We start from the raw sequence: 26,737 nt of genomic DNA on the forward strand, positions 1-26,737 counted from the left end.
ATCGCGGAATTCCACGCCCTGCCTGTTCGCTCATTGACCATGCGTAGGGAGATTTCGCCAGACGGCGGGAAAGAGGCGCCGCCGCCGGAAGGAAGGGGCGCGCGGCCCCCATTGATACCTAGTAGACCCATTCAATCCTCTTGCTGATCAAAGGCAGGCGCCGAAGCGCCTGCCGACTGCTTACTTCTTCTGGGCCTGGTCTTGAACCAGCTCGGCGTTCTTCGCGTCGATCACGTCAACGCCCACCACCTCGCATTTGCCCGCCTTCTTCTTTTCGGCGGTGCCCCAGATGATCCGGGCGTTCTTGTCCAGGCACTCATCGACATGCATGAACGGCGCGGTCAGCGATGGGATGCCGCCGTAACCGCCACCACCGCCACCGCCTTGGGCGAAGCAGCTGCCGGAGATTGCCAGAAGAGAAAGGATAATCGCTTTTTTCATGATAAGTCACCTATGACTGATTTAAAAGACCGCGTCAACCGCGATGAATGTATGATAACTATGGGGTTGTGGATTCGCTCTGGGCAGTAGCTTCGAGTTTAACCACCCTGTCCTCCAGCTCCTTGATGGCCTCTACCAGCAGGCCTACAAGGTTGCCGTATGCCACAGAGAGGGTCTTTTTATCACCTACCTCGATGACTGCCTCTGGCATGACTTTCTGGACGTCCTGGGCAATCAGGCCGGTCTGGCGCTCGCCGGTGTCCTTCCTGTCGAAGACTACGCCTAGAAGCTGGCGAACCCTCCCCAGCGCTCCCTTGATCGGCTTGATGTTCTTCTTCAAACGGCGGTCAGAGAACGCGGTGATGTTTCCCTGTGCGATATAGTCGTTGTCGCGCCAAAGATGGTTGTTGCTGCCGCCGTTCACACTCAACGAGACATGAACCTGCGAGCTTGGGCCGCCGCCTGCATGAACATCCATACATGCCAAATGCCGCTCGCCCCACTTGGTTGCGCGCCAGACCATGTAGGCGGATGGGTTGTCTGGACAGCTGACTTGAAGCGCTGGCCAGCGGTCTCCATTCCAGCTCGTCCAAGGCCCAGGCGGTGGGTTGCTGTTGATCCGGGAGTTAAAGGTCTTTTCACCCGTGATCGTTTGGTCGCCGTTGAGAGCCACCGGACTTAGGTTGCCGGTGTGCCAGATTTCGTTGCCGCTCCATTTGACGCCATCAAAGGTGGCTGGGTCATCCCTGCCAACCCGAAACCAAAGTCTATCGGAGTAGTGCGCGATCAATTGAAGAGAAGCGGCACTGCCCTCGGAATTAAACTGCGCCAGCAATTGCGATTGACCATCGTGATTAACGCGCCAAATACCAGAGTCTAGTCTGGAGTCATAGTCCTTTTCGGTTATGGTGCCGCGGCGCATAAAAACCTGCTGGCCTGATACGCCCTGGATCTTGTCCGCATCAATCCCTGAGCCAGCGCCCATCTGGTTAAAGGTCATCGGCTTATCATCACTGGTGATGTATTTCTGCCAATTTCCCCAGGTGTCATTATCCTTGCTGCCGATTCGCTTATAGGTATCGCTGCCTACATATGCAATCTGGTGAACCGGGCCGCCAGTTTTGTCGCGCCATTGAGAGGCGCTGAGGACAAAACAATATCTTTCCGCCGTTGTGATGCCTATAACCGACGACGCCTTGAATTCGTAGTAGACGCCGCAGTCTTTGTAGAAGCTCGGCGGCGAATTCACATCGCGCGTGTCAGATGCCGCGACCGAATTGTGGAAGTCGGCAGATGCTCTGGCTGATCCGCCCCGGTTTGCGGTCAGAAGAACCTGCCATGAGCCTCCGATGTATTGATAAAGGGTGTTTTTGTCGGTGCGTAGGCACATTACACCCTCTTGCAGATTTGCCGTTGGGAAAGACGTGCCGGCGAAATTGCTCGCCACCGAATCAAGGTTGTCATTGATTATGGCGCGCGAGTCCGCGATTTTGTCAGACGGTTGAAGTGGTTTGTATTTTTGCATTTAGGCGGCACACTCCTTGAGTTGGGCTTTGATCTCATTCACTTCCTGGCGCAGCTCTTTGATGGCCTCCAGCAAAAGGGCGCACATATTCCCGTAAGCGACGGACAGCGTGCCGTCCTGTGCTTCGGAGACAAGCTCGGGCTGCACTTTTTGAAGGTCTTGCGCAATTACGCCGGCCTGGCGCCGGCCAGTGTCTTTACGGGTGTAAGTCCAGCCTGCGATCTGATCGCATTTGTCCAGGGCGTTGGTGATCGGCTCAAAGTCCTTCTTGAGACGTTTGTCGGAGAAGGCGGTGATGTCGCCGGCGGCATACATATTCCCGGTGGGCAAGTGGACGTGCCAGCGCCAGAGATCCGCAGACCAGCCGCCGAACCCCATGTAGCCGTCTCCGCGTAGGGAGATCCTCGTGGCGTAAAGTCCAGGAACATGAAGCGCAATTGAGGCAAGGTTTCCATCCCCGCCCTGGCCATCCAAGGCTCGGACTTCGAGGTGGGAGGGGCCATCTTTGCTCCCGCCGAAGCCGCCGCCAAGAATGAGCTGGTTTTTCGTGAATAGGCGGCCACCATCGGAGTAAAGGCGCGCGGCAAAGTCTTTTCCGTCGCCGTCGCCTTCGTGGAAATCAAGGGACGAGCCGATTTCCATCACGCCGTCACCGCCAATAAACGGGACTCTGTCTTTGTAGATCGAGGAGTTGACGTCTACCAGCGCCCTGCCAGCCAATGAGTCTGCCGTCGCTACACGAACGCCGGCGTGAAAGGTATCGCCGTTGTAGCCGCTCAATACCCAATACTTCTTGTCCCAATCGGTCTGGAGGTTGTAAGAGCTGTCATCGTCGCGGCGATACAGTCTGGTGACTCCAGGGCGCTTATCCGAGGCCTTGTCTACCTTGCTGTTGGGGTCGAAGGTCAGGCGGCTCCACGGCTCCAGCCAAGGCCCAAACTCGTTTACCCCCACGTCGCGCGCCGCTCGGATCATGAAGCGCGATTCGCCTTTGTCAGAGCCTGGCCAGCCGATCAGAATTTGAACGACGGATGACCTCGCCTCCTTGATCGTTATCACCACGCCGAGGTAGATCGGGTAGCCGTTGCTGTAGCACGAGCCAAACGACATCCCTAGCGGCCAGTCGCGTGGCTTGTTGTCGGCGTTCAGGTTGGTAAAGCCGCGGTAGGCCGGCGTGTCGCCTGCCAGCTCCCTGAAATCAAAAGCGACCTTCCATGATTGGCTCGCCAAATCATCGAGGAAGTAGAGTTTCTTCTGGTCCGCCCGGTAGCAAAGCATGCCCTCGGTCAAATTGGAGGTGGGGAAGGTGTTGCCGGAGAAGTTGGAAGCGAGCGTGCTGAGTGCGTCGTTAATTACGGCGCGCGAATCAGCGATCTTGTCACTTGGCTGAAGTGGGGTGAACTTTTGCATTTTGTAGCCCTTGAAAATCAATAGCCGTGTGCAGTCCAAGTGACCATGCCGGAGGCCGGCTTTCCGTCATCTTTCAGGATCTGCAAGGTGAATCCGGTGGTGCCGATTGCGCCAACAATGCGTGGGATCAGCACCTCGCCGGCGGCGCCGCTGTGAATGGTCAGGCTGACCTCTGGCGGCACGATAAATTTGCGGTTGAACGAGACCAGGACAGGCGATGCATCGATGCTCACCCGGCCGCGGTCGATCACGTCAGGCACATCGATGGTGACGTTCAGGTTGGAGAGCGTGGCTCTGTCGCTCGTCCCCGACTGGAGAACGACGCGCATCAGGGCGTCCTTGTATTCGTAGTCGCCCGGCAGCATCTTGCGGAAGCGCGTGTAATACGAGGGCGAGTCTTGGGTGATCAGGGTGGAGAAATCCTCCTCGCTCATTTCGGCCGCCATCATGGCAAGCTCATCAAAGATGCCGGTCGCGCCTTTGATCAACTCGTCGGCAACCTTGAGTGCCTCGGCCTGCGATACCTTGATCGCTCGCTTGCTGGCCTCTGCGATACCGAAGCCCTCGTCATACGCGCGAATGAACTCGGCCGTTCTGCCCACCACCTCAAGGACTGCTACATTTTCAAAAATCGCCGCCCTGGCGTTCTTTTTGAGGTTGCCGCCGACAATAGAGAACCCATCGGCCTTGGCCAGCTTTACCCGCGAAGCGCTGCTGTCAGCGACTGAAACCGCCTCTGCTATTGCGGCGTAGAACGTGGCCTTGCGGTAGAACCACTCTGCAACCTGCAGTGACTCGGATGGGTTGAGGCCAACACCGAACTGGGGCGCGTTATCACGGACGGAGAATGCATCCTTCAGCTTCTTCCCGCCCTTCATCGAGGCACCGTCCGCAATGGAAAGCCCCTCCACGAGCGAGAGCAGGAAGTTGATGATGTCCTGGTAGGACTCGGCAATATTGATGGCTTCATCGAAGCTGCGCCGGAATGTCACCTTGTCCGTGTAGCCGTCCGAGGCGCTGATGGATTCGACCAGACGCTTGGTGTGAACGCGGGACGACTGCTCAACCAGGCTTACAGCCTCATCAAAGCGCAGCTGGAATTTGGCCCACGTCTTCGCATCGTCTGAGATCGAAATTGAGTCCGACTGCATCAGCCGCGGGCGTCTGGCCGATAACTCGCTGACGCCCAGGCCCTCGAAGAATGGCTTCGACAGAGTGTTTGCGTAGCCGTCCGCGACGCCCAGCGACTCATTAGGCCGCGCAAAGAAGCCCACCGACCGGAGAAAGGCCTCGGCAAATGCGATGCCGTCGGTAATTCGTTTGCCGAGCTTTGACTGACGTGTTTCAGCAATGCCCAGCGCGTCAAACTTCGCCGCGACGATTTGGTTCGCTGGCGCATCGGAAAGCTGCATGGCCTCGTCGGACTGCGCGGAGTAGGACAGGCGCAGCGAGGTTGCCCAAGTTCTGTCTCCGACTATCGCGTCGTCCCAGGAGACGTTGCCTGCCGACTCCCAGGTATATGCGGCGATCGCCTTCTGACTTACCGACTCAGCCATGCTTCACCATTAGGACAGGGTGAAGGTGAACGTGACGGTCAGGGTGTCGTCCGACCCCTTGTTGATCACGTTGAACAGAACACGGTCGAACATGATGCCGTTCGACGCGGCATTGAACACGCCCGCTTCGGTGATGGCGCCGGTTGCGGTGCCCGCGTTGAAGGTGCTTGTCATGGTAAAGACCTTCGTGCCAGCGCTATGTGCGTAGGTGGCCGCCAGGCGTGCCAGCTCGGTCGAGAGGGCTTTCTGGTTGGACGCAACCGGGTCAGTGCCGGTGCCGACCGCGATGTGGGAAAGCACGCCGGGGCGACCTTTCGCATTGCCGAGAGCGTCGCAGACGAGGTCAAAGCCGACGTCAACGATCAGATTATCCTTGCGACGGGTTTCGACGCTGCCATCCTTGCGCAGCAATACCAACTCCATCGCTCCATGCAGCTTCAGCTTGTCGATGCTCATTTGTGCCTCTGTGAAATAGTCAGTAATGACTGATATTTTGCAACAAAAAGACCAATTCAGCAAAGCCCCTTTCGGGGCTGCCTTAGCCCATCTGTGTTCTTGTGAATTGCCCCTGTGGTGCGGCCCTCACCTTGCCGGCCGCCATCGTCCCTCCCCTTTCCGGCGAGCCAACCATCAGACGGCGCCACTCTTCGCCCTGGACAACCCCGATTAGCAGGTAGGTCAGCGTGCTGTAATCCAGCTGAACGGTGATGTCGTTCTCGGGGTGGCCATCGCGCAGCACGAAGGTCTTGTCAGCAACACGATGCACCAGTTCCAGCCTGATCCCCTGCCCCTCTGCGCGCCATACATACTGCAGGTCGGTCGAGCCTTCCGGCTTGAACCAAAACTTGACCGAGAAGACCGCAGGCAGCGCCTGGCTCAGCTGCAGGCTACTGAACGGGGTCAACTTGACGCCGTTGGTAAATTTGCCCTTGGCGAAGCCGATCGAGGCCTGCTTGTATGGGGCTTTCCCCGAGACGCTGGTTGTGGTGCCGTCAAATGTCCAACGGTCGATGACGCCACCGTCCATCTTCGGCTTGTCCAGGCGGGTAGCAATCTGGATGTCCGAAGAGACGCTCTCGAAGTTGCCGTCCTTCTCCCAAGGGCGGCCGGACTCCGGCGACAGCCATGTCCAATTGACGCTGCCCCATGTTGCGTCATCCTGCTGGCGGGCGCCCAGCGTGTAGCTGGCGACGTTGCGCGCGCGAATCGGCTGGACTAGGCCAATGCCGAAGATGTATTCGCCGTAACGGGCGTCGTCGATTAGGCGCAGGCCTTTGGTGGAGGGGTCGAACTCCAGGTTGGTCATACGGCCGCCATAGCCGTTTGCATGCTCGTCGATGGTCAGAATCAGGTTTCTGAATTGGCCATCGTCGGTGTCCAGATCAACGAAAGTGGCGGAGTCGCTATAGACGCCGGGACTGACGATTGCCTTGATCAAGAAACGACGCTTGGCATTGCCGGCAGACTGCAGCGAGTAGCGGTTGTTCGTGATGCCGGTTGCCACCAGCGTAGAGCGGCCCCACTCCTCGCCCTCACGGATCTCATAACCGACAATGTCGATTTCCGGGTTCGGCCGCCAGCTCATCGTGATCATGTCGGCGTTTTGAACCGCATCGAACTCACGCACAGCGCTCGGGGCGTCGAGGACCAGTTTGAACGTGGTCGGGGCGACGGACCAGTTGCCCGAGGTGTCGTAGGCCCGGACGTGGTAGTAGTAAATCCCCGCCTCGCTCTTGTCGGTAACGTGCATCGTGCCCTGATATTCGGAAACGATGATGCGGCCGGCGTCCCACGAGTTGCCCTCTCGAACTTCATAGCCGCCCAGATCAAGGTCGTCGTTTGGCTCCCACGTCATCAGCAGGTCGTAGGGCCGGCGCTTGATCTCGAATCCGCGCACGTTGGCCGGCGGGAAATCCTTGCCACGAACCAGATACTCGGTCAGCTTGGCCTTGTCCGCCGGCGCGTTGACGCCCAGCATCGACATTGCAATGGCGCGGATGCGCAGCCGCTGCCCCTGAATCGCCTGGAAGGTCACACGGTCCAGACCCTCCCCCACCGTCTGGAATGGGCCGCCGTCCACCGACACCTGGACATGGCTGCGTGCATAGTTGGTCGCGCGGTTCTCGAATTCGACGGTCACATTCACTTGCAGGCCGGAGCCTACGCGCACCAAAGCCTCAGATACCGAAGTGATAACCGATTGTTCGATGCCCGTCGGTAACGAAGAGAACCCACCCTGCTCGGAGGGGTTGTTGGTGTAGACCGTCTCGTTATATTCGATTGCCGAGATTGTCCGCTCTTCCATGCCGGAGCCGCTGATGGCTGTGATGCGGAATGGCTTGTAGCGTCGGCCATACTTGCCAATCGTCCAGGTCAGGAACGGATCGGGATCTGCCGGAAGCGGCTCGCTCAGCATGATGTCGGCCACATCGGTCCCGCGCGTAGAGACGCGCCGTTCAACAATCATGTCGGAGCACCAGAGCACAACCGCCGCCCCGACGCCGACCCGGTCAGTCGAGTCCACCACCACGCCGTAGCTTGCGCCGTCAACTCGGTAAGTTGAGCGGATCTGCAGGTCGGCGCCGCCGGCCACCACGAGACGGTTTGCGCCGGCCGGCATACTGCCGCGGATGACGACGTTCGTAGATGTCTTGCTGAGGACAACCCCCTCGCCCATCTTGACCGCCGGCATGACCGTCAGCAGCTTGTAGTCGGCGCCACTTTCTAGGGTGACGGGCCGGTCGAGCTTAACGGCAGACCGTGTCGAGCCGGGCTTCATCCGGCCGCCATCGCCCCATTCTGGCTGGTCGTGCTGAACTAGGACGACGTCGCCAACGGTGCAAGCGATGGCGTCAATGCTGGCCCTGAAGGTAACGGTCTGGCGCAAGAACCTGTTCATGTTCAGCATCAAACGCGCCTCGCGCATTGCACGCTCTCGGGTCACGATGCCTGGCATGGTCAGGGACGAGGTGCGTTGAGGCTCCCCCTTCAGCGCTGCAGCCTCGTCGATCAGGCGAATGGTCCGCGGCTTGTAGTTGTCCTCCCGGTCGTAGTAGGTCAGCTCGATCTCATTCGCCCGGTCGTTTACCGGCAGCCACTCTTCGCTGAACGAGTCCTTGATGATGTTTCCTACGTTGAAGACCATGATGGGGTCTTGCTTGCGCTCGATGGCAATCGTGTAGCGAGTGCCTGACCGAACTAGCTGGGCGTGGCCGCAGCGCAGAACCATCTTTGCGGCATCCCACAGGTTCATCCCGCCGTTGATCACGCCGTCGAAAGTCAGGTTTTCGGATGTGCAGTGCTCTGCCCACTCGGAGAATGAGTCAAGGTTTACGCGGTCCAAACCCATGCAGGCGCCGTAACGGCGGTTGGTCAGCATGTCCAGCAAGATCCACGCGGGGTTGTTGGACCATTGGCGCAGCCACTGGCCAGAACGGTAGTCGTAGATCATCACGACCTTGCCGGCGACAACCGCGCTTACTTGCGGGAGACCGCTGATCTGCTCGTCCATCTTGATCTTCAATGCGAGCAGTGCGGTGTTGATGTGCGCAACGTCGTCGGCAATCACCTCCGCCACTTCGTTCAGCATGATGGTGTCGCCAACAACATCGCTATCCGAATCCGCGTCGGTGCGGCGAATGCGAATCTCGTAGCGCCCTTTGGCGAGAGGCGGGCTGGACCACTGCTTTCTTATGGGCGACCGCTTCGAGTCTTCAATCTTGAAGGCGCTGTCGTAAACATCAATGTCCACCGCGCCCATGCTGAACCAATTTGGAGCCTGGACGGGGGCGCTGACCGCAAATAGGTAATCGCCAGGGCCGAGCTTTGAGCCTGGAATTGGCTTGCCGTCATACAGCATGCTCGCGCCGGTTGACGCAACCAGCCCCCAGAAGCCTGGCAGCTGACCACGCTTGGGCTTGGCCAGCTCGTATGCGATAGCCCGGATTTGTCGCAGGTCGTCGGGGTTCGTGACAATCTGTCCGTTATCGGCATAGCGAAACGACTTGAATACTTTGTAAATGGTGGTGGAGGTATACGAGCCGCCGCCTCGATTGTTGTAGTAGTTGTTGCGCTCTTCGTATCTCACCTCGATAACTTCGTGCGGAACGACCGAGCGCTTGCTGACGACCGCCGATGCATTGCCGGCTAGTCGGCACCAGTTGGACGTGCCAACCTTCCGATACTCAGCCTCCATCGCAACAGAATGGGACAAGCGGTTGCCGTTCGACTTGTCGATGCGCCAGATGCCCTCCGGCATCACGATATTCAGTTTGAAGGCGTCGATTTCGCCTTCCGTCGTGTGGTAGGCCCAGAAGCCGTTCGACAGCTTCAGGCCCTTCTGGACCAGCAGTTCGTTGTCGTTGAACCAGTCAATTGGCTGCTCGTTATTGAAGCCGTTCCTGGTCTGAACCCAGACGTTATTGAAGCGGCTCAGCTCGGTGTCGTTCAGCTTGATGTCGTCAATGCCGGCGACGTCGCCTTCAGACATGGCGAAAAGCAGGTAGAGATACTGCGTCTCTCCGTCCATTGCGGTTCTGGACGAGATCAAGTTGCCCCCGGTGCGATGGGCGCCATAGATGACGGGCACGATGGCACCCTCCACGCTGACGTTTTTCGCACCGTCTGCGCCATAGGTCGAATCCGACCGGCTGTCTGGGCCATCAGGCCTACCCAGACTTGGCATACCTGGAGGCGGGAGAATGGCGTTGACCAGCATAGAGCCGCCAATGGCGACAACGCTGGACGCCACTGCCGCGCCGAACATCGACCCACCCCCGGCCAACCAAACCTGGCCGGTGTAAACCGCGGCGACGGCGACGGCAACCATCGCCACAGTTCTCAGAATGGATTTACCACCGCCGCCACCGCCACGAAGAACGGGGCAGGACACAACGACGTCGCCCGGATGCACGATCACCGCTCCGTAGTTTTCGGGCGCGACCACCCCGCCGTTTACCGAGTAGACGTGCTCACACTCGATGGCCGGGATAATTGACGAGAGCGGCGCCGGCTCCAGCCATTCCCGCCGCTCAACGATGTGTTCGCTGGGGCGGAATGGGTTCAGCACCCGCACCAGGTTGATGCTGTCCTTACTGAGTTCCTGCAAATTCGTAGAATCCGACAATTCTCTGTCTCCAAGCATTCAGTTTTTCCACCACCACGCCGCCGGCACCCTCCCATGTGTGGATCATGGTGAAGGGGTCAAGAAGAAAGCCGCAGTGCGAGTTGTGCCTGCCGATGCGGATCAGCACTGCGCACCCAGCCTTTGGTTCGCATGGGTGCCAGGCGTCGAGGTTCTGGGCGAACACGCGCGCACAAGCTGTTTGCCCGCCTTCGGGGTTGTAGATGTCTGGGATAGGGGTGCCGGCCCTGCGCATCATTTCGATGAGCAGCCCATAGCAGTCGATGCCGGCATCGCCCACCCGGCCGTTCTCCAGGTATGGAGTGCCGAGAAGGTCTATGTGCTGGATCATGGTCAGTTGTATCGAATACCGGAGTTGTTGATGCCTGGCGCGCCGCCAAAGTTGATGGTGTTGCCGTGGGCCGCGCAGCCATTCGGCCCTTTCAGGGTGTAATCGCAAGTCGGCATGCCGCCCTGATACTTGCATTCCGCACCCTTATAGCGCCAAGCGCAGTAATCTCGGCGCATGCGCCGTCGCGGAAATGGCTGGCTGAGCGGATTTTCGGCACCAAGGACGAAGACCGCGCCGTATGAGGGCGCCGACGCGCTCGTCACCATGAAGAACTCGGAGGTGTCCGGCGGCGCGTCCAGGGCGCTGCTGAACGCCGCATGAATGGCCACGGTGAAATCCACGCCGCCCTGGTATTGCTCCATATACGCGCGAATCACGCCCTTGGGGTCGCGGATGGATAGGGTGATGGCAGGAAGGCCGCCCGCCTCCTGCTTCACGTCCAGGTCGAACTGCAGCGCTGAGTAACGCGCGCCATTGAAGGTGAGATCGTCTGTGTTGTTGACGATGCGGATCGTTTCGATGATTTCGCCGGTGGCCTTGTCCGGCACGAATATTTCGACGAAGAGCAGGTAGGCCGCTTCCGACGCTACCTTGCTCTTCTCAATGGCCGATGCAATCGAGATTTCTTTCATGGCTCGATGATATAACAGTCAGTAATGACTGAATAGTGCGAGCCGCTACACCTCCTCGATCGCCATTTTGACGTCCCAACGGTGGTTCCCGCCGGCGCCGACATACTGGAAGTCGATCTCCCCTTCGCCGAAGCGACATACAGCCTTTTCGTCGCTGTATGGCAGCGACCACCAGAACATTCCAGATCCGCCCCTGACGGTGTTCCAGAACCCCTCAAGCAGCTTTTTATCGTCTGCGTTGATGAAGGTGTAGGCGACCGCAAATTTGCGACGGGGCCGGCGCGTAAAACGTGGCCTGGTGACGGTGTAGCCGCCCTCCATTTGCGTTCTGATAGATGGGTCTTCAATCTTTTCGCTGTATTGCCGCGAGTCTGGCCCGGCCGCAAGTTTCGGGAATTCGTAGATCATGCCATTGCGCTCCTCATCGAGTCGCGGAACGAGCCGGCGCGAGTCATGCCCTTCAGCACCACGTCGAGAATCAGCTTCTCGCCGTCGAACCGCGGCTGGCCGTGCTCCGCATTTACTTCATTTCCAGATTGGTTGATCACGTTGACCACCACCGACGGCCGCTGTTGTTCGACGGGCATGCCACCATGCACCGTTACGCCAAGTCGGCCATTGCCGTCTCTGGACAGGGGCATGATTGCTTCGGGGCCGGCCTCGCCAAACAAAGCCATTGGGGCGAGCGTTGGGGCTTGGGCGATGCTGTTGGTGAACGCCCCACCCTTTGCAAACGCTTGCACCCGCCCGCCGTTGAACACATTGCCCAGCGCGCTGGCGACGGGTGCCGCAGCTGCGCCCGCGCCGGCTCCAGCGCCCGGCGCCGCCCAACCCATTGCCGACATCAGCATCTTGGAGATCATCAGCTGCAGGTTGATCCTGATGATGTCCTTGACGAGTGACTGAGCGAGGTCTGCGAAGTTGGCCTTGCCGGACACTGCGAGTTCAGCCAGCCCCTCGGCCGCGCCGGAGGCGAAGCTGGCTGTCGCTTGGCTCATATTGCCGCTGTAGTCTTGCCAGTCTTGCGCCAGCTTGGCCAGGGCGCCCCCCGCTTCGGTTGCATACTCTTGGGTCCGAAGGGCGATTGCGCGCTCGGCCTGAGCCTTGGCGTCGGCGATGAGCGTGGCGCTTTGCGGGTCGTTGGCCGCGTCTCTTTGCAGTTCTGCAACGCGGTCGCCTACCTCGTCATTGATTCGCTTTACGTCTCGGTCATACTTGGCCTTTGCGCGCGCTGCTGCGTCCGGGATTCGGTCGGTCTCGGTTTCCTCGTTCTTCTTTCGCAGATCCTTGGTGATTCGCGCCAGGTCCGCCCGCGCCATCGCGGCGGCCACGCTCTCCAGTTGGGTCTTCAGCTTGTCGAGGTTTTCGCCCGTCATGCCAATTGCGCGCGCGGACTCCATGAACGTCGAGCGCATTTTCTCGATGGCGCCAGTCTCCTTCGACGCGCCGTTCAGCTCGCTCAGTGCCTCTTTTGCGTCACGCTCGGCATCTGCCAGCTTATCGTTGACGTTCTCGAAGAGCTTGAGGGTCTGGGAGGCCTGCTCTGCCTTGACCTTGGCATCCACCAGCTCGGCGCCATACTTTTTGAAGGCCGCGGCTCGCTCTTCAACAGACAACGCGACGTTGTCCTTGCGGCCGGCGCGGATGTTGATCGCCTTGTCGTATTTCCCCTCAAGGAAGTCGCGCTCCAGCTCGGCGGACACTTTGCCGCGCAGGCTGGCGACCCCCTTTACGTCGTTCAGCAGATTCTCAAGCTGAACCCTGGCCGCCTTCGCGTCACCCTTGGCCCCCTCGATGAAGGAGACCATCGAGTCTTTGTCGTCCTGGATGCCAGGCTTGGGCTTTTTCTTTCCTTTTTTTGGGGCGGTGAAGACGTTCGGCACCTCAAGAGCTTTGATCGCCGGCGTAGCCTCGTCTCTGATGCCTTTCACCGCGTCATTCACGGCCAGCTGAGCTACACGGTTGCCGGAGCCGAGGGTTTTGCCGTATGCCTCAATGTCGCGGATCTCAGCCTCGGTTTGCTTGCGCGCAATCTCAGCATTTGCCTTCATGCGGGCTTCGGCCGACATCTTTTTGTAGGCGTCCCCCTCAACCAGATTCTTTCGCGCCAGGTCGGCGTCCAGGCGATGCTTGTCGCGGATGCGCTTGATCTCCTGATCGTATGCCGCGCGTGCTTGGTTTTCCTCCAGGGTCTTGGTTGCGTGGTCGGCAAGTCGAATCTGGTCGGTTAGATCCTTGACCGCCTTCAGCGAGCGGACCTGCTCAGATTGCTGCTGTGCGAGTTGTGCCCGCAGCATGTTCTGGCGCTCAAGGCTCTTCTCGGCGGCAAGCTCTTGCTTCAGTCGAGCGATGTTCTGCGTGGTTCGCGCGACATTGGCTTTCTCATCCTGCAGGTTGCCCTTTGCGGTCGTTTCTTCATCCTTGCTCTGCCATGCATCTGCATACCCACGCTTGGCCTGCGCGGCGCGCCGTGCAGCGTCCTCAGCAGCCTGGCCCCAGCTCATCCACTTGGAGATACCCAGAGTCAGCGCGGCAGTGATCAGGCCGATCCAGCCACCCAGAGCCGTGAAAACGGCGCCTAGACCGCGGATTGCCACGCCGACCGCCGTCACAGCGGCGCCCGTGCTGGCGAACGCCCGCTGCAGCGCCATTTGCAGGCCGCTGGTAGCGTTGCCTGCTATGTTGGCTGCGTTCATGGCACCCATGTATGAGTGGTAGCTGGCAGTCACCTGGGCAATCGACGCCCGCAGTGCGCCAAACGCTGACGACTGGCCGATTGCCGCGGCCTTGGACGCCACCATTCGACCGACCATCAATGACAGAGCGGCCGACAGGATCGGGACGTATTGGCTGAGTCCGCCGACGCCCGCCGTCAATAAGCTCAGCCCCTCGCCAGCCACGCTCGCAGCCGCGCCGGCCAGGTGAAGGACGTTCGACAGGTCAGCCAGAAGCGGTGACAGATTGGCGACGTTGGTTTGCATGAAGCGGAATATGGACGTGAGGCTGTCGCCGATGTTTTGCGCGATGCCTCTCACCTTCCCGTTATCAAACGCCTCAAGCGTGGCCGCCAGCTGCGCCTGAACGCTCTTGAAGAAGCCGCTCTTGCCGATCTCCTCCTGAAAAAGCACGACGCGGGACTTGAAGCCCTCCCACATGCCGCTCCAGGTCGCCATCATATTCTTGGCTGAGCCACCCATTTCAAACTGCATTTGGGCAAACATTTTGGCGATGGCAGTCTTCGCCTCGACAGTGCCCTTAGACACCGCGTTGCTCAGCTCAGACATGGTCATGCCCATGCCGGCCGCCATCATTCGCATAGCAGTTGGGACGGCTTCCCCTAGCTGCTGGCGCAGCTCTTCCATAGAGACCACACCCTTACCGGCCATCTGCTGGATCGCCACTGCCGCGCGCTTAAACTGTTCAGACGTGCCGCCGAAATAGGCTACCGAGTCCGCCAGCGTCTTGAGCGATCCGTTCAGGGGGTCGATGCCTGCGGACTTCAGCTTGACCGCTGCGTCGGTGAGGGTCTTCACGTCGAACGGCATTTCAAGCGACATATTCATGATCGACCGCTTGGTGTTCTCGCCCTCCTTCCGGCGAGCATCGAGCGTTTTCGCGGTGGACATGCCCTCGAAGAGCTTCTGCATGCGCTCAAGCTCGGCGTTCGTTTGGATGATCCCAACCGGCGCGCGCAGGAAGACATCGTAGAGGTTCAGCAGCGCGTGCTTGGCCAAGCCAATGCTCGTCACCCAGCTGTGAAAGCCCCCGCCGGTTTTGATGACCATCTGCTGCATGGATGCCTGGCCAATAGAGGCTTGCGAGGTCGCTCTATTGAGCTGCTTCAACTGACTGGCGAATTCGGCGATCGCCTTGTTCGCGCGCGCCACGCTGGCATCAATCCGCGAAGTGTTGTTGCTGAGGTTCGTCACGCTCGCTTGCATGGCGCGCAGGTCGCCGGCGGTCAGTCTTGCGGCCTGGCCAACCTCACGAACGCGCTGGACGGCCCGGATGGTGGCCGCATCCATCCGGGCGAAATTATTCGCCGCACTGACGGTTTGGGCCGCAACGCTCTTGAAGGCTTTCGACAAGCCGGACGCCGAGCCGCTAAGACCGCGGAACTTGCCCACCACCGCGTCGGTGTTGGTGGCGATGCTGTTCAAGTCTTTGCGCATGCCGCGGGCGGTTTCGCCCAGAGCAGACATCGACGACTTAACCCCCAGGAACGTCTTTGACGCGCTGCTGAGTGCGGAGTTGGCAGCCTTGCTGGCGTCACGAATCTGCTTGAGATTCGACTCCATGCTTTCGGCAGCCTTGGCCGCACCCTTGAAGGTCTTGTTCAGCTCGGTGATTTTTCCGTTGGCCTCTGTGACCTTGGTGGTGAAGCCTTCGTCGTTAAGGGTCAGGTTGACACGGATGGTCTTAGGGGATGCCATTCACTTCCTCATGCGATGGTCTTCAGGAATGCCAGACCTTCCTGATCGGGCTGCTCATTGAGTGCCAGCTGCGCCTGATCAAACTTGACCGGCGGCTCGCCATATTCCTTCTCAAGCGTCTCGATGAGCTTCTGGGCGGCCTCGCCACTTTGGGCGGCGATGGCTATCTGCAGTGACCGCATATCCCGCTCGGCGGAGATGCGTGAGATTTGGCCGGACATAAACCAAAATGCCCTCACGGGGAGGCGCATGACCTCCGTGTAGGGCATCGAATAAAACGTCATGACTCGACAAACGGCATAGCCGAAGTCGAGTTCGGTAATCAGCTCACGCCCTGGTCTTTTTTTTCGAGTTCTGCGTCGTCCGGCAGGACGGGATCGTCAATGCCGTTCACGAACTGAGTCAGGGCGCTGATTTGCGGGAAGGTCAAACGCTCAAGCGTGGCGCGCTCGATGCCCACAATGCGGGTTTCCAGCAAGCGAAGGTGCATTTCGACCTGCTCGCTGTCGGAGGCCTCGGCCAGCTTCTGGCTGATGCTCTGGGCCTCCACGTATGCGCCGACGGTTTGCGCGGCCACGTCATACTCGCGGCCAAACAGGGAGACTTTACGGTCGATTTTTGCGAAGGCGTCCAGGTTCAAAATCTTGGTCATGGTTTCGGTCCTTGCAGGGCGGCGTGGTCGCCGCCCTTGCTTAAGTCATCAATGACTGTTTTTATAGGTTAAGAGGCGTTGCCGATGGCGCCGGCATTGCCGATGTAAAACAGACGGCCGGTAGACGGGTGCGGGTAGCCGGAGAATTCGACTTGATAGATCCGCTCTTCTTCCAGCTTATAGGCGAACTGCAACGCGCCGCCGGTGGCTGCCAGCGGGATGACGAAGTCCTCGGAGGTGTCGGACTTTGCCTTGCCAACAGGGTGCAGTCGTAGCTCGCGCGCGGTAGTCAGCAGGTCCAGACCGATACCGGAGGTCACATCGACACGGAAGTCGTCCGGGGCGCTGGTCTGGGTCTTGGTAACGGTGCCACTCGAAGCAGATACTTCAAAAGGCACGTTCGCTTTTCCAGTCAGCACAACGGAAGCGGTCGCCGCCTTATCGTCGGCGGTTGTCGAGGCGGTGACGGCCGCCGTGGCATCGGCATTGATCTGGGCAACCAGGCCCAGGCACATTTCGCCGGCGGTCGGGGTGGCGTCGGGCTGCTGCTCGTAAACGCGACCGTTGATCACAATGCGGCCCACCACCTTGCCGTCAGTGATGGCGACTGTGGTGGTTTGAGGCTTACCAGGCGTGCCGACCTTTGTGGCGCCCGGCATGATGCGAACGAGGTTGTCGATGGTGGTCTCCGCCAGCGGGCATTTCGCTTTCACCTCGCGGCCCATCACCAGCTCGTTGATGGTCGATTTGCCGAACTGGTCAACTTGGACCTTGTGGGTCTCGGTGGTGACGGACACTTCAACGCCGCCCTTGGTATAGCCAAGGTCAACGCCGTCATAGATAACCTGGCAAACGCCGATCTTCACGTTTTTGGTATCAGGCAATGCATTCTCCTTGCAAGGATTAGTCAGTAATGACTGATTATAATATAACATAATTGGCGCTGAGGGTCACAAGCGCCTCATAGAGTCCAGATGCCTGAGTCGGGTAGGCATTTGGCTCGGTGTCCGGCCGTAGGTGATTGAAGTGCAGGCGGCCAAGACGCTGGTTCTCAAGGTGCAGCGCTCGGCACACTTGGTCGGCCAGCTCGTAGACATCGGGGTAGCTCTCTCCCCGACACACAGCCACGACTTTGGCCTCGCGGTATCCGGGCAGCTCATAGTCGATTTTCGACGGATTGAAGTTGCTCCGAAGCAGAACGCCACGCACTGCGCCCTCTGGCATGTGAAGGGCAAAGACATCTACACCAACCCTGCCGACTCCTTGTTGCTCCAGCCGCTCCGCAATCGTCCGAAACAGCAGGTCGATGCTGGAATAGATCATCATGAATCCTTGATCGCGTTGAAAATTGACTCTTCTATCTCGCTTTCGCGCTCGTCTGCCGCCCTCTCCAAGAATTTCGGGCCGCAAAATACGCCGAGCGAGGCCATCTTTTCGAGGGTGGCGGGTCCAGGGTGCCAGTTATAGCCCCAGCCACCGCCCTTCATCCGCACAAGCCCCTCATGCTGGTAGTAGGCGTATTCGCCCACCGGCGTTCCGTCCGCCGCGATATGCCCGCCGTCCACATAAACGTAGAACTCGACGCGCGAGCCGAACGTGGGCGCCTGGTAGCGCTCGATCTTGATCGACTCCTCAATACCATGCGTGTCTACCGGCGCGTAATCGATCGCCAGCGTGCGAATTCGCTCTGCCTCTTGCGCCATGCGACGGGAGGCATTTTTCATTACGCGCTGCCCCTCTTGGGTCAGGCCGACGATCAGCGCGTTGAAGTCGCCGTCAACTTTGATGCCCATGCCACACAGTCCACTTGTAGGTGATCCAATTTCCCCATGACGTCAAACCTTGGGAATACACAGGCGACGCGCATGCGCCGACCGACTACCTCGATGATGTCTTCGTTCTGGACATCGGCCTGCGGCAGCAGAAGCAGTCTGCCAACCAAGGTTTCCTCTTCTGCGAACCCCCGACTGCCGGAGCTATCCGCCCTTACGGTTGATTTGCCGACGCCGTCCAGAAGGCGGACGACTGAGCACTTTGCCTCCCAGCTCTTCTCAACGCCCTTGCTCTTGCCGAACAGATCGCGCTCTTGCGTCAGGCGAGTTATCTTGCAGGTGTTTTTAGGGAAGAACATGAAGCCTCGCGTTAGTGTTCGGGTGCATGACTTGGCGCACCTGTTCGACGCTTGCCAGGTCGATCACAAGCCCCTCGTTGCGGTGTGTGGGGTCGGGATAGCGCGCGACAGCCCTCCTCGACTGAGCTGCGGCCCTAGCCACCTCGTCCTCTACGGCAGCCCGCCGGGCGACCGTCCTGACGTAACGGTCGGCCTCCCAGATCCGTCCGAGTCGGTCGGTGTAGGCCGCCCCAATCTCCCTCATGCCTATAAGGGAGGCTCCGGCGCTTCGCCTGGCGTCGCTGCGAGCTTGGCCGGCAATCCCGACAAGGGCCGCGGCCATCCTCGTCCGCGCGGCGTTGTCGGCGATTTCGCCGGTTGCTGCCCTCACGCGGGCGACGAAGTCGGCGAACGCCGCATCTGCCCGCTCGCGCGCGACAAGCAGGGCCTTCCCATCTGGCGAGACGAACAGCGCGCCATGAGCCGCCACAAGGTCAGCCCGGAACGCCTGGAAGGCGGCCAGGACCGAATCGGCGAATTGGTCGTAGCTAAGCACGGCCAATTCTCAACGTGCTGACAACGATGAATGACCGCAGCGCGCCAAGCGTGCGACGGGACACAGGCATTTCAAGCGGTTTTCCAGGGCGGAACATCATCGACGATTCGCCGGTGGTTTCCGACATCAGCCCGCCAAGGCGCTTGTCTTGCAGGGGTTCGCCGCCAAGGATGGTGTCGGCCTCAAGAAGCTGGGCGACGGACAGCGCGTCAATGAACCGGCTGGGCAGCGTATGCAGTGGGCGCGTCGGGTCGTCCAGGGTGAATGGGCCGCTCTGATCCACTTCTCCCCTGTCGTCCTGATAGCCGGACAGGTCGAAGGTCAGCTGCCTCATTCGGCGCCAGGCCTCAAGAAGAGCTGGGGTCTTGCGCGCGTCGTCCGCTGCGCTCCAGCCATCCAGCTGCATGCTGAGCGAAAGGGCATTTGCGGCATGCAGCGACAGCACGCTATTGCGACCTGGCTCAAGGCCGCGACGAAGCACCCACTCGACGGTGAAGAGCTTCTCCTGCGGCATGCTTGTGGCAATGTCCAGGTAGCTAATCAGCACCTCAGCCTGGCGCGCGGCGATCAACCTGTCTTCCGGCAGTGCGCTCGCGGCGCCCGGCTTGAACGAGAGGGGGCTGGCCAGCTCCGGCTCAATGACTTCAAGCGCGTCGCCAAAGTCGCCCCTGATGGTCACGACAGCCTTCGTGGGAGTCAGCACATTGCCCAGGCTGTCCAGCAGTGGAACGGTGATTTCGACGGGCTGACCCGCAACGAAGGTCTGCATTTTTACACCTGCGCCTTCAGGATGCCGTCGATCAGCTCAGCTACGCTTGTCGCCTTTACGCCCATCGCATTCCCGATCTCACGCAGCCCCTTGATGCCCTGCTTGTCGGCGACTGCTTCGAGTCCCTCTCGGGTGTAACTGCCCAGCGTGCGCGTGACGCCGGCGGCCTCCATATTTTCGGCGGCGCGCTCATCGGCAACCTTGCCAGCCTCTTCCGGCGTCAGGTTAAACGACAGGCTGAAACGCTCAGCCGGGTTTACCGAGCTGCCGTCCTCGTAGACGCACTGAATGGATGCGCCAATAAAGCGGGCGTCGCGCTCTCGCAGCTCCTTGACGCTCAGGCCATTCACGAATTCATGGCAGCCCATCATGCCGGTGAAGTCCGCATAGCCATCTTGGGTCAGTCTTACCTTCTGCATGTTTTCTTCCTTGAATGAAAAAGGGGCTGGGGTCTCCCCCGCGCCCCTCTTAAACAGTCATTAATGACTGATGTTTCGGCTTAAACCGTGGTCACGCCTTTCAGACGTGCCAGCGACTTGGTGGACTTCAGGGCGGTGCCGACATACCACTTCATGCGGAAGCGTTGGGCGTCCTTGTTTTGGACGGTGCCGATGTCCTCCACGCTGAAGCCGGCGTTGGAGCCGCCGTAGATGCCATGCAGGCCATCCACTTCGTTCAGGCGAACGGCGTAGATGGAGCCGGTGGCAGAGCTTGCGCCCTGCACTTCGTTCTTCGGCAAGAACTCGTTCATCAGGATCGGGATGCCGTTGTGCGTCAGCATCGGGCGGCCGAAGTTTTCCAGCTGCTGCATCACTGCGTCGGTGCCGTAGGTGGCGCGCAGCAGAGTGCGGTATGCGCGGATAGCACCGCGGCTCATTACCAGAACGTCGGCGCCGTTCGGAATGGCGTCGCACAGCTCGTCCAGCATAGACAAGGTCAGTGCCGCACCGTCTTTGCCGGCAACCAGGGTTTGAGCGGCCGGGGTCAGGGACGCCAGGCCGTCGAATTCCTTGCGGTTCTTCGAGCTATCGCCCATCGCCAGGGTGCGGTGGAACTGGCGCGCCATACCTTTCGCCTTGGCAGCCAACTGCAGGCCCAGCTGGCTGTTCACGTCGCTCATGGTTTCCATCAGGAACTTATCGACGTCCACGTCGCCAGCCAAGATCTTCAGCTTGGCAGTGACTTCGTCGAAGTCAGAGCCGGATTCCGGGATCGCCTCGTTCGGGTCCAGGAACACGCCTTCCGCCAGGGTCTTCTCGCGGTTGTAGACGTAAGCCTTGCCCTCGGTATGAACGAACGGCAGGATCGCAAACATATCATCGCGTTCGATGATCTCTTCAACGATGCCGGCAACCAGATCGTTGTTGGTCAGGGTTTCAGCTACTTCGCGCAGCAATGGCATATCGTGACTTTTCCTTTGCTAGTCAATTGGCGGCTTGTAATAAGTCAGTAGTGACTGATTTTATATATCACAAAACCGCCACCCGCTCAAATTCGTGCCGAACTGAGCGTAGTTATTTGCCGAGCTTGGCCAGGCCCGCCTGGATGCGTTTCAGGCCATGCTTCGGCGGCTCACTTTGCGCCGCGGAGGCGCTTGCGGCGGTGCCGCTGCCGGCGCCAGGCTTCACCTTGGCGCGCAGCAAGTGGTCTCGCTCGCTGTCTTTTTCCACCAGCTGGCGCAGGGCCTCGTCAAAACCCAAGTGTTCGCCAGAGGCGTTCACCAGCGGGGCGCGCTCGCCTGCGCCGCGCGGTTTGTCAAAGGCAACAACCTTGCCGTCCACCACATCAAAGTGGGCGCCGTAAATGACGCGGGCCTTCGCCGGGGTCAGCACCAGCTCGTTCTTGATGAATTCGGAAGTCGTGAAGGACGAGCCAACCGACAGATCTTCGATGTGGCTGTGCAGCTTGCCGATCGAGGCGTTTGCCTCGGCCAGTTGAGACTGCACCGCAGCCAGCTCGGTTTGATGTCGTTCGGCCATCTGCTTCTTCAGGGCTTCCCATTCGCCACGCTCGGCCAGCAGGCGCTCCTCTTCGTCGCGCTTTTGCTGCAGTAGGGTTCGCGCCTGTTCGAGATCTACGTCGCCAATCTTCGACTTCAGATCGGCCAGCTCGGCAGCCAGGCGGCGCTCCTTCTCCTTGTGCTGCATGACTTCGCGCAGCAGCTTAGCTTCGGCATCGGTCATGCTCGATTTCTTGCCGCCCTCGCCGCCTTCCGCCTTGCCGCCAGCGTTGTCGCCGGCATCTGCGCCACCCTCAGCACCAGGACCGCCGTTACCACCGTCACCATCGCCAGCGTCTGCATTAGCAGAAGCGCCAGCGCCAGAACCGCCGGCAGAACCACCCTCGCCGCCATTTTCCGGGCTGTGGTAACGAAGCCATACGTTGCGAAATTTCATCGAATTGCCTTTCTGTCAGTCTCTTGACATAGTTTGATTTCGTATCAACCCATTTCAATTGATTTGATATCGGTTGATACGCTGCTTAGCGCGCGCTCTCTTGCGTGCCAGCTTTACTGCGGGGTCTCGCTTGTCACTTGACCCTGCCTGGAGTCTCTTGGACGCTTGCCCAATCCCTTGTCTTGCGCGTCGCCCTTCCCCTTCTGGGGCGGGGTCGGGCCAGCAGCGGCCTCGATGGCTGCCTGGATCGGATCAACCGGCCAGGCATTCAACTCGACCTTCATGCGCTTGCGCAGGTCACTCTTCAGCTGCGGGAACAGCTTTTCCACCAGCATGCCCATCTGCTCGCGTCGGACGATGTCCGGTGCCGAGATCAGCTGCAGCTTCGCCGCCAGGTCCAGCTCGTCAGCCAGGCCGCGCGTGTCGAAGTCATCGGGGTAGCTGATGGCGTCATGCGCCAGATCGATCTCTTCGCCGCCCCAGAGACAGACGATTTGAGCAATCTGGGTTTCCGCCACCTCCAGCGCGTCGGCCTTGGACGCCAACAGAGCATTCACTCGCTCGAAGTCGTATGCCTTGGCCACGCCGGAGCTGTTGTCGATACCGACGGCGTTGTCCTGTTTGGTGCGCTCGCCCGCCATGCCGACGCAGTGGTAGATCTCCGAGATGATCTTGTTGACCACCTCGACGATCAGCTGCGCCTGCTTGACGTCCGGCGACAGGTAGAACGGTTGGGCGCCATCGGTGCCGTCGTAAAGGAAAATTCGGGACGTGCCCATTTCGACGAGCTGCTTGTAGGCGTCAGAGCCGGGCAGCACGCCTTGGGCGGGCATCGCCAATTGGCTGAAGGTCTGGTCCTGGATAATGGCGTCCAGGTTCGACAGGTAGTTGGCCACTGCGCGGTCGAGGTAGGCGATGTCGTCGATCAACGAGCGTGCGTGCCACTTTTCGCCGCCGGCGCTATGGTCAACGAGGACAACCGGGACAACGCCGAGGTCGTGGTCGCCGGCGCCGGCGGTATAAGGCTGAAGCTGCTTGCCCGCCCCCTTCCTGGTCTTAACCAAGGTCCAGCTATTCCTGGTCCAAAGGCGATACTGCGCGCGGATCTCGCCATTCGAGCCGAATGGGTCTTCGTCGTCGCGGACGTGCTCCTCGATCAGCACCCATCGCAGCACGCCAAACTCGTCGTATGAGTAGTCGAGCACATGCTGCGGCTGCACGATGTAAGCGTAAATCTGACTGCCGGCAGCCTTGGCTTCGGCGGCCGTGACCATTCCGCCGCGCGCGGCAGAATCAATCACAACCGCTACGCGGCCGACGGTTGAGGTGCGAAGGCTGACCAATCGCATGAACTCGTCGATGCTCTCCCCCTTCCGCGTGGCGCGCTCCCAGAATTTCTGCAGCACATCCGGCACTTCCTTGGACCGAAGCACCTCTTTGCGGAAGAGGTATTTGTTCACCAGATCGACGACTTCGCGGGTGTGGTTGAAGCGATAGGCGCGCATCAGACGCGCCTCAAACTCTTTCTCACCCTCCTTCACATACCGGAAGACATTGTCTTTGAACCAGCCGCGGCCACCCTCGTAGCAGGACTCCAGAAACTTCCAGTGGGCTTTCTGCCGGTCATACTCCGGGTGACGCCTGGCCAGCAGGCGCGACAGCCCGCCGGTCGAATCGGTTATTCCAGATCCGGCGGAAAGTGTGGTGATGCCGATGGTGGCGATGGTCTCTTTGTCCATAGTGCTAGATTCTAGTCAGTAATGACTGATTTTTCAAATCACAGAGAAATGCCCATAGGCGTGAAGGCACGGCTGGGGAATTCATACTCGATGCAGTAGCCCAGAGCGTCGGCGCTGTGCTCGACGGAGGCCGCCTTGTCTACATCCCGGCTGCCCTCTTTGTATTGGGTCTGCTCAAGCGAGGTGATGGTCTCCTTGCACCGCTCATCAACGCGCAGGCGGATACTGCCGTCGGCCGCCTTGAACATCTTGTTGACTGCGTTGACCCGGTCAGCGACGGGCGGATGCTTGCGACGGAACTTCTGACGCTTCAGCCCCTTCTCGCGCATGATGTCCAGGTCAGACTCGCCGCGGCCGTGCTGGCGGTGGGCGCCGGCCGGGTCTGGGTAGAGCGTGATGTTGTCGATATAGCGCCAGTAGCGGCGTTCGATCTCGTCCGCCGCCTCGCTCGTGTTTGAGCTTGGTAAGACGATCTCATCCACAATCCACACCTCCCCGCTCGGCTGCGGCTGCATCACAACGGCTGACATAGGATCGATGTTGAAGTCCTGTCCGATCCAGATCGGCAACGCCGGATTGAACGGGAACGTGCCGACGTGCGTCTTCCGGTCGAAGGCGTGGTAGACGCGGCCCGACATCGACTCGAAGCTGGCCATGAATTCCTGGTTGAACGACTTTTCGTCCATGTCGGCTCTGGCCGACTCGATCTCGGATGCCGGAATGAATGGCGATGTAATCGTCGGGAACTGCCACGACTTCCACTGATTCCGCACACGGCGGCCCTTGGCGTTGATGTAGGTTTCGCCACGTTGGCCAAGCATGTAGAGGTCGTAGAGGAAGTTGTATGCCTTGGGCGAGCCGATGAATAGCGCGTGACCGCCGGTCGAGGCGAGCGTCGGGCGCAGAACCTTGATCCAGGCGTCCGGGGTGATGTCCTGCACCTCATCCATGACCAGAAAGTGAATGCCCACACCCCGCAAAGAGTCTGGGTTATCGGCGCCTTTCAGCTCAATCAGGGTGCCGTTTACCAGCTTGATGCTGAGGTTCGTCTCATTGACCTTCTTGATCCACTTCTTGGGGATGCTGGCGAGCAGCTCCGGCCACATGATCTGTTTGGACATGCGGTAGGACGGCGCCACATACCAGATCAGACGGTTCTTTACCGCCGCATACTTCATGATCAGGATCTTGGAGATCTGGGACTTGCCCCAGCGCCGGCCGGCGACGACCACGCGGAAACGGTGATCATCGGAGAAGACCTCTTTCTGGCCCTTGTGCATGAACAGCTTGCCAGGCGTGGGGGCAAATCGGGCGGATGGGTGGCGGGAGAGGGAGTCGCTCACTCGTCCTCCTCTTCGATGTCGATGCCTCCCGGCAACTCTTCGATTGGCGCGCCGTCTTCATCCATTCCCGAGTCGGTATCCATAGCGCGCAGGGTCGCAACATCCTCTGCAGACAGCTCCTGGACAATCAGATCCGGCAGGGACTCGACGTCCACGTCCTCGCCATTGAGAATGCCAAGCACAGCAAAGCGCTCCTCTCGGGCGGTTTTCAGCACCTTCATTGCGGCCTCAAGCGCTTTGAATGCGCCCAGCCTGTTGCCGATCTCCCCGCCCGCGCGCGAGACGTCGATGATCTCCTTCTTGACTAGCCCGGTGATCGCGCGCGCCAGGCTGTAATGCTCCTCCTTGGTCTCCCTGATGCGGTTGGCGATTTTGGCGGCGTCGTCGATGATGGAGGACTCAACTGCAGATCGAACCTTCTCGGCGGCCTCTTTTGCCGTGCGGCCCTTTACCGCGCCGGCATCACTCAGCACCTTGCTGATCGTTTCAGGCGTTCTGCCAAATTTTCTGGTCAGGTCATCCAGGGTGACTTCGCCGGATTCCCAAAGAGCGACGCACTCAGCTTTTTCCGCCGGCGTCATCCAGCGGCCGGCGCGAGGTTTCGGCTTCTTGGGCTTGGAGTCGCCCGCGGCTTCTATCTTTTTGGCTTCGGTCATTTTGATCCAAAAAAAAGGGGCGCACTAAGGCGCCCACCGTGGGTTCCGTTTCTCGCCACTGGCAGACGCTAAAATATCAGCGCGTTCCTTGCATGTCAATCAGTAGTGACTGATTTTTACGCATCGAGCAAACCTTCGCAAGCTCGTCCATGAGATCCACCCCTGTAAGCCCCTGCAAACAAGCCTAGCCCGAACGGGCTACCCTACCGCAAAGCAAGGTATGATCGTGCATTGGAGGGCAATTTCCGGGGCGAGAAACGGAGGTTGAGGGAGGGGTTGATACGATGATTTTTAGGGTGCGGGGAGGACTTCCGCGGCCTTCAACTTGATGTCAGTTATGACTGATTTACTTCTTGACATCCATGAATTCCCGCGGTATTCTTCGCTGTATAATGGGTTTCAAGAAATAAACTTAATTTTAAAAAATTAAATATAAACAATATATTTTTTAATATTAAAATTTAAATTCTAATCTTTAAGATTAAAGATTTTTCTTTTAAAAATTAAATTTAGATTTTTTAATTCTAAATTTAATTTCCTCAGAGGCTTATTACGTCTCAAGAATTCTTAATATCTCCTCCGTCATAGGATTCTCCCGGATAGACTCTCTGCCGCGGAAGCCAAAGAGAATGTCTTTTGCCTTCTCGGTGGGAGTGAACCTGTCCTCCCTACTCCCCACCTCCCTGTCGCGGAAAAGAACCCCCGCCGCCTCCAGTCTCTTGAGAGAGAACCGGACTGCCTGACGGCTCCGGCCGAGGGCCGTCGCCACCTGGGATGCGGTCATGGTTATGGGGTGCCGGCCGGCGTCAAAGAAAAGGCCCATCACCATGCGCTGATCCGCAGTTACCGTCAGGTCGCGGGCGCGCGCCCGCTCAAACGCTTCAATTTTCATCCTTTGCTCGGGCGGGTTGCCCCGCCCGCCTTTCATTTTTCATTCAAATGCGCAGGTGATGCGCCCGACTCGCCCGCGAAGCGTGATTTTGGGCGCTTGCAGCGACCGTAGAGCCGTCCGCGGGCGCCCTGATGAAGCTGACCTCACCTTGAT

General features: G+C 59.4%; 25 protein-coding genes. All 25 read right to left on the reverse strand.

The annotated features are described in order from the left end of the window. Positions 1-180 precede the first annotated feature (180 nt). The 25 genes from JHD59_RS05845 to JHD59_RS05965 all read right to left on the reverse strand — a co-directional run bounded on the left by JHD59_RS05845 (position 181) and on the right by JHD59_RS05965 (position 26,584). Positions 181-441 (reverse strand): hypothetical protein, encoded by a 261-nt coding sequence (locus JHD59_RS05845; RefSeq protein ID WP_199153530.1) that lies wholly within the window; start codon positions 439-441, stop codon positions 181-183. A 58-nt stretch (positions 442-499) separates the two neighbouring features. Continuing rightward, positions 500-1,966, reverse strand: a complete 1,467-nt coding sequence (locus JHD59_RS05850) for a tail fiber domain-containing protein (protein WP_199153531.1) — start codon at positions 1,964-1,966, stop codon at positions 500-502. Beyond that, positions 1,967-3,376: a tail fiber domain-containing protein gene (locus JHD59_RS05855; protein ID WP_199153532.1), complete on the reverse strand. Its 1,410-nt coding sequence runs from the start codon at positions 3,374-3,376 to the stop codon at positions 1,967-1,969. 17 nt (positions 3,377-3,393) lie between these two features. Next, complete coding sequence (locus JHD59_RS05860; RefSeq protein WP_199153533.1) at positions 3,394-4,932, reverse strand: hypothetical protein; 1,539 nt, start codon at positions 4,930-4,932, stop codon at positions 3,394-3,396. A 9-nt stretch (positions 4,933-4,941) separates the two neighbouring features. Then, a complete protein-coding gene (locus JHD59_RS05865; protein WP_199153534.1) occupies positions 4,942-5,388 on the reverse strand; it encodes a hypothetical protein in 447 nt (148 codons plus the stop codon). Positions 5,389-5,470: 82 nt separating this feature from the next. Beyond that, positions 5,471-10,057, reverse strand: coding sequence for a host specificity factor TipJ family phage tail protein (locus tag JHD59_RS05870; protein ID WP_199153535.1), 4,587 nt, complete (start codon positions 10,055-10,057; stop codon positions 5,471-5,473). Beyond that, positions 10,023-10,406 carry an NlpC/P60 family protein gene (locus JHD59_RS05875; protein WP_199153536.1) on the reverse strand — a complete coding sequence of 128 codons (384 nt, stop codon included), beginning with the start codon at positions 10,404-10,406 and terminating at the stop codon, positions 10,023-10,025. Before JHD59_RS05875 ends, JHD59_RS05870 begins: the two co-directional genes overlap by 35 nt. A 2-nt stretch (positions 10,407-10,408) precedes the next feature. Then, positions 10,409-11,038, reverse strand: a complete 630-nt coding sequence (locus JHD59_RS05880; RefSeq protein ID WP_199153537.1) for a DUF1833 family protein — start codon at positions 11,036-11,038, stop codon at positions 10,409-10,411. Between the two features lie 45 nt (positions 11,039-11,083). After that, entirely contained in the window at positions 11,084-11,446 is a 363-nt protein-coding gene (locus tag JHD59_RS05885; protein WP_199153538.1) for a hypothetical protein, read from the reverse strand. Beyond that, a complete protein-coding gene (locus tag JHD59_RS05890; RefSeq protein ID WP_199153539.1) occupies positions 11,443-15,471 on the reverse strand; it encodes a tape measure protein in 4,029 nt (1,342 codons plus the stop codon). The genes JHD59_RS05885 and JHD59_RS05890 overlap by 4 nt, the downstream gene beginning before the upstream one ends. 8 nt (positions 15,472-15,479) lie before the next feature. Beyond that, the gene (locus JHD59_RS05895; RefSeq protein ID WP_199153540.1) at positions 15,480-15,692 is read right to left on the reverse strand and encodes a hypothetical protein; all 213 of its coding nucleotides are present in this window, start codon (positions 15,690-15,692) and stop codon (positions 15,480-15,482) included. Positions 15,693-15,793: 101 nt separating this feature from the next. Continuing rightward, complete coding sequence (locus tag JHD59_RS05900; RefSeq protein WP_199153541.1) at positions 15,794-16,123, reverse strand: hypothetical protein; 330 nt, start codon at positions 16,121-16,123, stop codon at positions 15,794-15,796. A 68-nt stretch (positions 16,124-16,191) separates the two neighbouring features. After that, positions 16,192-17,007 (reverse strand): hypothetical protein, encoded by an 816-nt coding sequence (locus tag JHD59_RS05905; protein WP_199153542.1) that lies wholly within the window; start codon positions 17,005-17,007, stop codon positions 16,192-16,194. A gap of 37 nt (positions 17,008-17,044) precedes the next feature. Then, positions 17,045-17,446, reverse strand: a complete 402-nt coding sequence (locus JHD59_RS05910) for a minor capsid protein (RefSeq protein ID WP_199153543.1) — start codon at positions 17,444-17,446, stop codon at positions 17,045-17,047. Next, positions 17,446-17,916 (reverse strand): hypothetical protein, encoded by a 471-nt coding sequence (locus tag JHD59_RS05915; protein WP_199153544.1) that lies wholly within the window; start codon positions 17,914-17,916, stop codon positions 17,446-17,448. Before JHD59_RS05915 ends, JHD59_RS05910 begins: the two co-directional genes overlap by 1 nt. After that, on the reverse strand, positions 17,880-18,254 hold the full coding sequence (locus JHD59_RS05920) for a hypothetical protein (RefSeq protein ID WP_199153545.1): 375 nt from the start codon (positions 18,252-18,254) through the stop codon (positions 17,880-17,882). The genes JHD59_RS05915 and JHD59_RS05920 overlap by 37 nt, the downstream gene beginning before the upstream one ends. Next, the gene (locus tag JHD59_RS05925) at positions 18,241-18,789 is read right to left on the reverse strand and encodes a hypothetical protein (RefSeq protein WP_199153546.1); all 549 of its coding nucleotides are present in this window, start codon (positions 18,787-18,789) and stop codon (positions 18,241-18,243) included. Before JHD59_RS05925 ends, JHD59_RS05920 begins: the two co-directional genes overlap by 14 nt. Continuing rightward, entirely contained in the window at positions 18,782-19,558 is a 777-nt protein-coding gene (locus tag JHD59_RS05930; protein ID WP_199153547.1) for a hypothetical protein, read from the reverse strand. The genes JHD59_RS05925 and JHD59_RS05930 overlap by 8 nt, the downstream gene beginning before the upstream one ends. Before the next feature lie 2 nt (positions 19,559-19,560). Then, complete coding sequence (locus JHD59_RS05935; RefSeq protein ID WP_199153548.1) at positions 19,561-19,977, reverse strand: hypothetical protein; 417 nt, start codon at positions 19,975-19,977, stop codon at positions 19,561-19,563. Positions 19,978-20,057: 80 nt separating this feature from the next. Continuing rightward, on the reverse strand, positions 20,058-20,960 hold the full coding sequence (locus JHD59_RS05940; RefSeq protein ID WP_199153549.1) for a major capsid protein: 903 nt from the start codon (positions 20,958-20,960) through the stop codon (positions 20,058-20,060). 112 nt (positions 20,961-21,072) lie between these two features. After that, positions 21,073-21,954 carry a DUF6651 domain-containing protein gene (locus JHD59_RS05945; RefSeq protein WP_199153550.1) on the reverse strand — a complete coding sequence of 294 codons (882 nt, stop codon included), beginning with the start codon at positions 21,952-21,954 and terminating at the stop codon, positions 21,073-21,075. Positions 21,955-22,067: 113 nt separating this feature from the next. Beyond that, entirely contained in the window at positions 22,068-23,693 is a 1,626-nt protein-coding gene (locus tag JHD59_RS05950) for a hypothetical protein (RefSeq protein ID WP_199153551.1), read from the reverse strand. Between the two features lie 38 nt (positions 23,694-23,731). Further along, the gene (locus tag JHD59_RS05955) at positions 23,732-25,036 is read right to left on the reverse strand and encodes a hypothetical protein (RefSeq protein ID WP_199153552.1); all 1,305 of its coding nucleotides are present in this window, start codon (positions 25,034-25,036) and stop codon (positions 23,732-23,734) included. Then, positions 25,033-25,692, reverse strand: coding sequence for a hypothetical protein (locus JHD59_RS05960; RefSeq protein ID WP_199153553.1), 660 nt, complete (start codon positions 25,690-25,692; stop codon positions 25,033-25,035). The genes JHD59_RS05955 and JHD59_RS05960 overlap by 4 nt, the downstream gene beginning before the upstream one ends. A 550-nt stretch (positions 25,693-26,242) precedes the next feature. Next, positions 26,243-26,584 carry a winged helix-turn-helix domain-containing protein gene (locus JHD59_RS05965; protein ID WP_199153554.1) on the reverse strand — a complete coding sequence of 114 codons (342 nt, stop codon included), beginning with the start codon at positions 26,582-26,584 and terminating at the stop codon, positions 26,243-26,245. Positions 26,585-26,737: the final 153 nt, after the last annotated feature.

It is taken from the genome of Chromobacterium sp. ASV23 (genome assembly GCF_016428945.1).
Classification (GTDB): domain Bacteria; phylum Pseudomonadota; class Gammaproteobacteria; order Burkholderiales; family Chromobacteriaceae; genus Chromobacterium; species Chromobacterium sinusclupearum.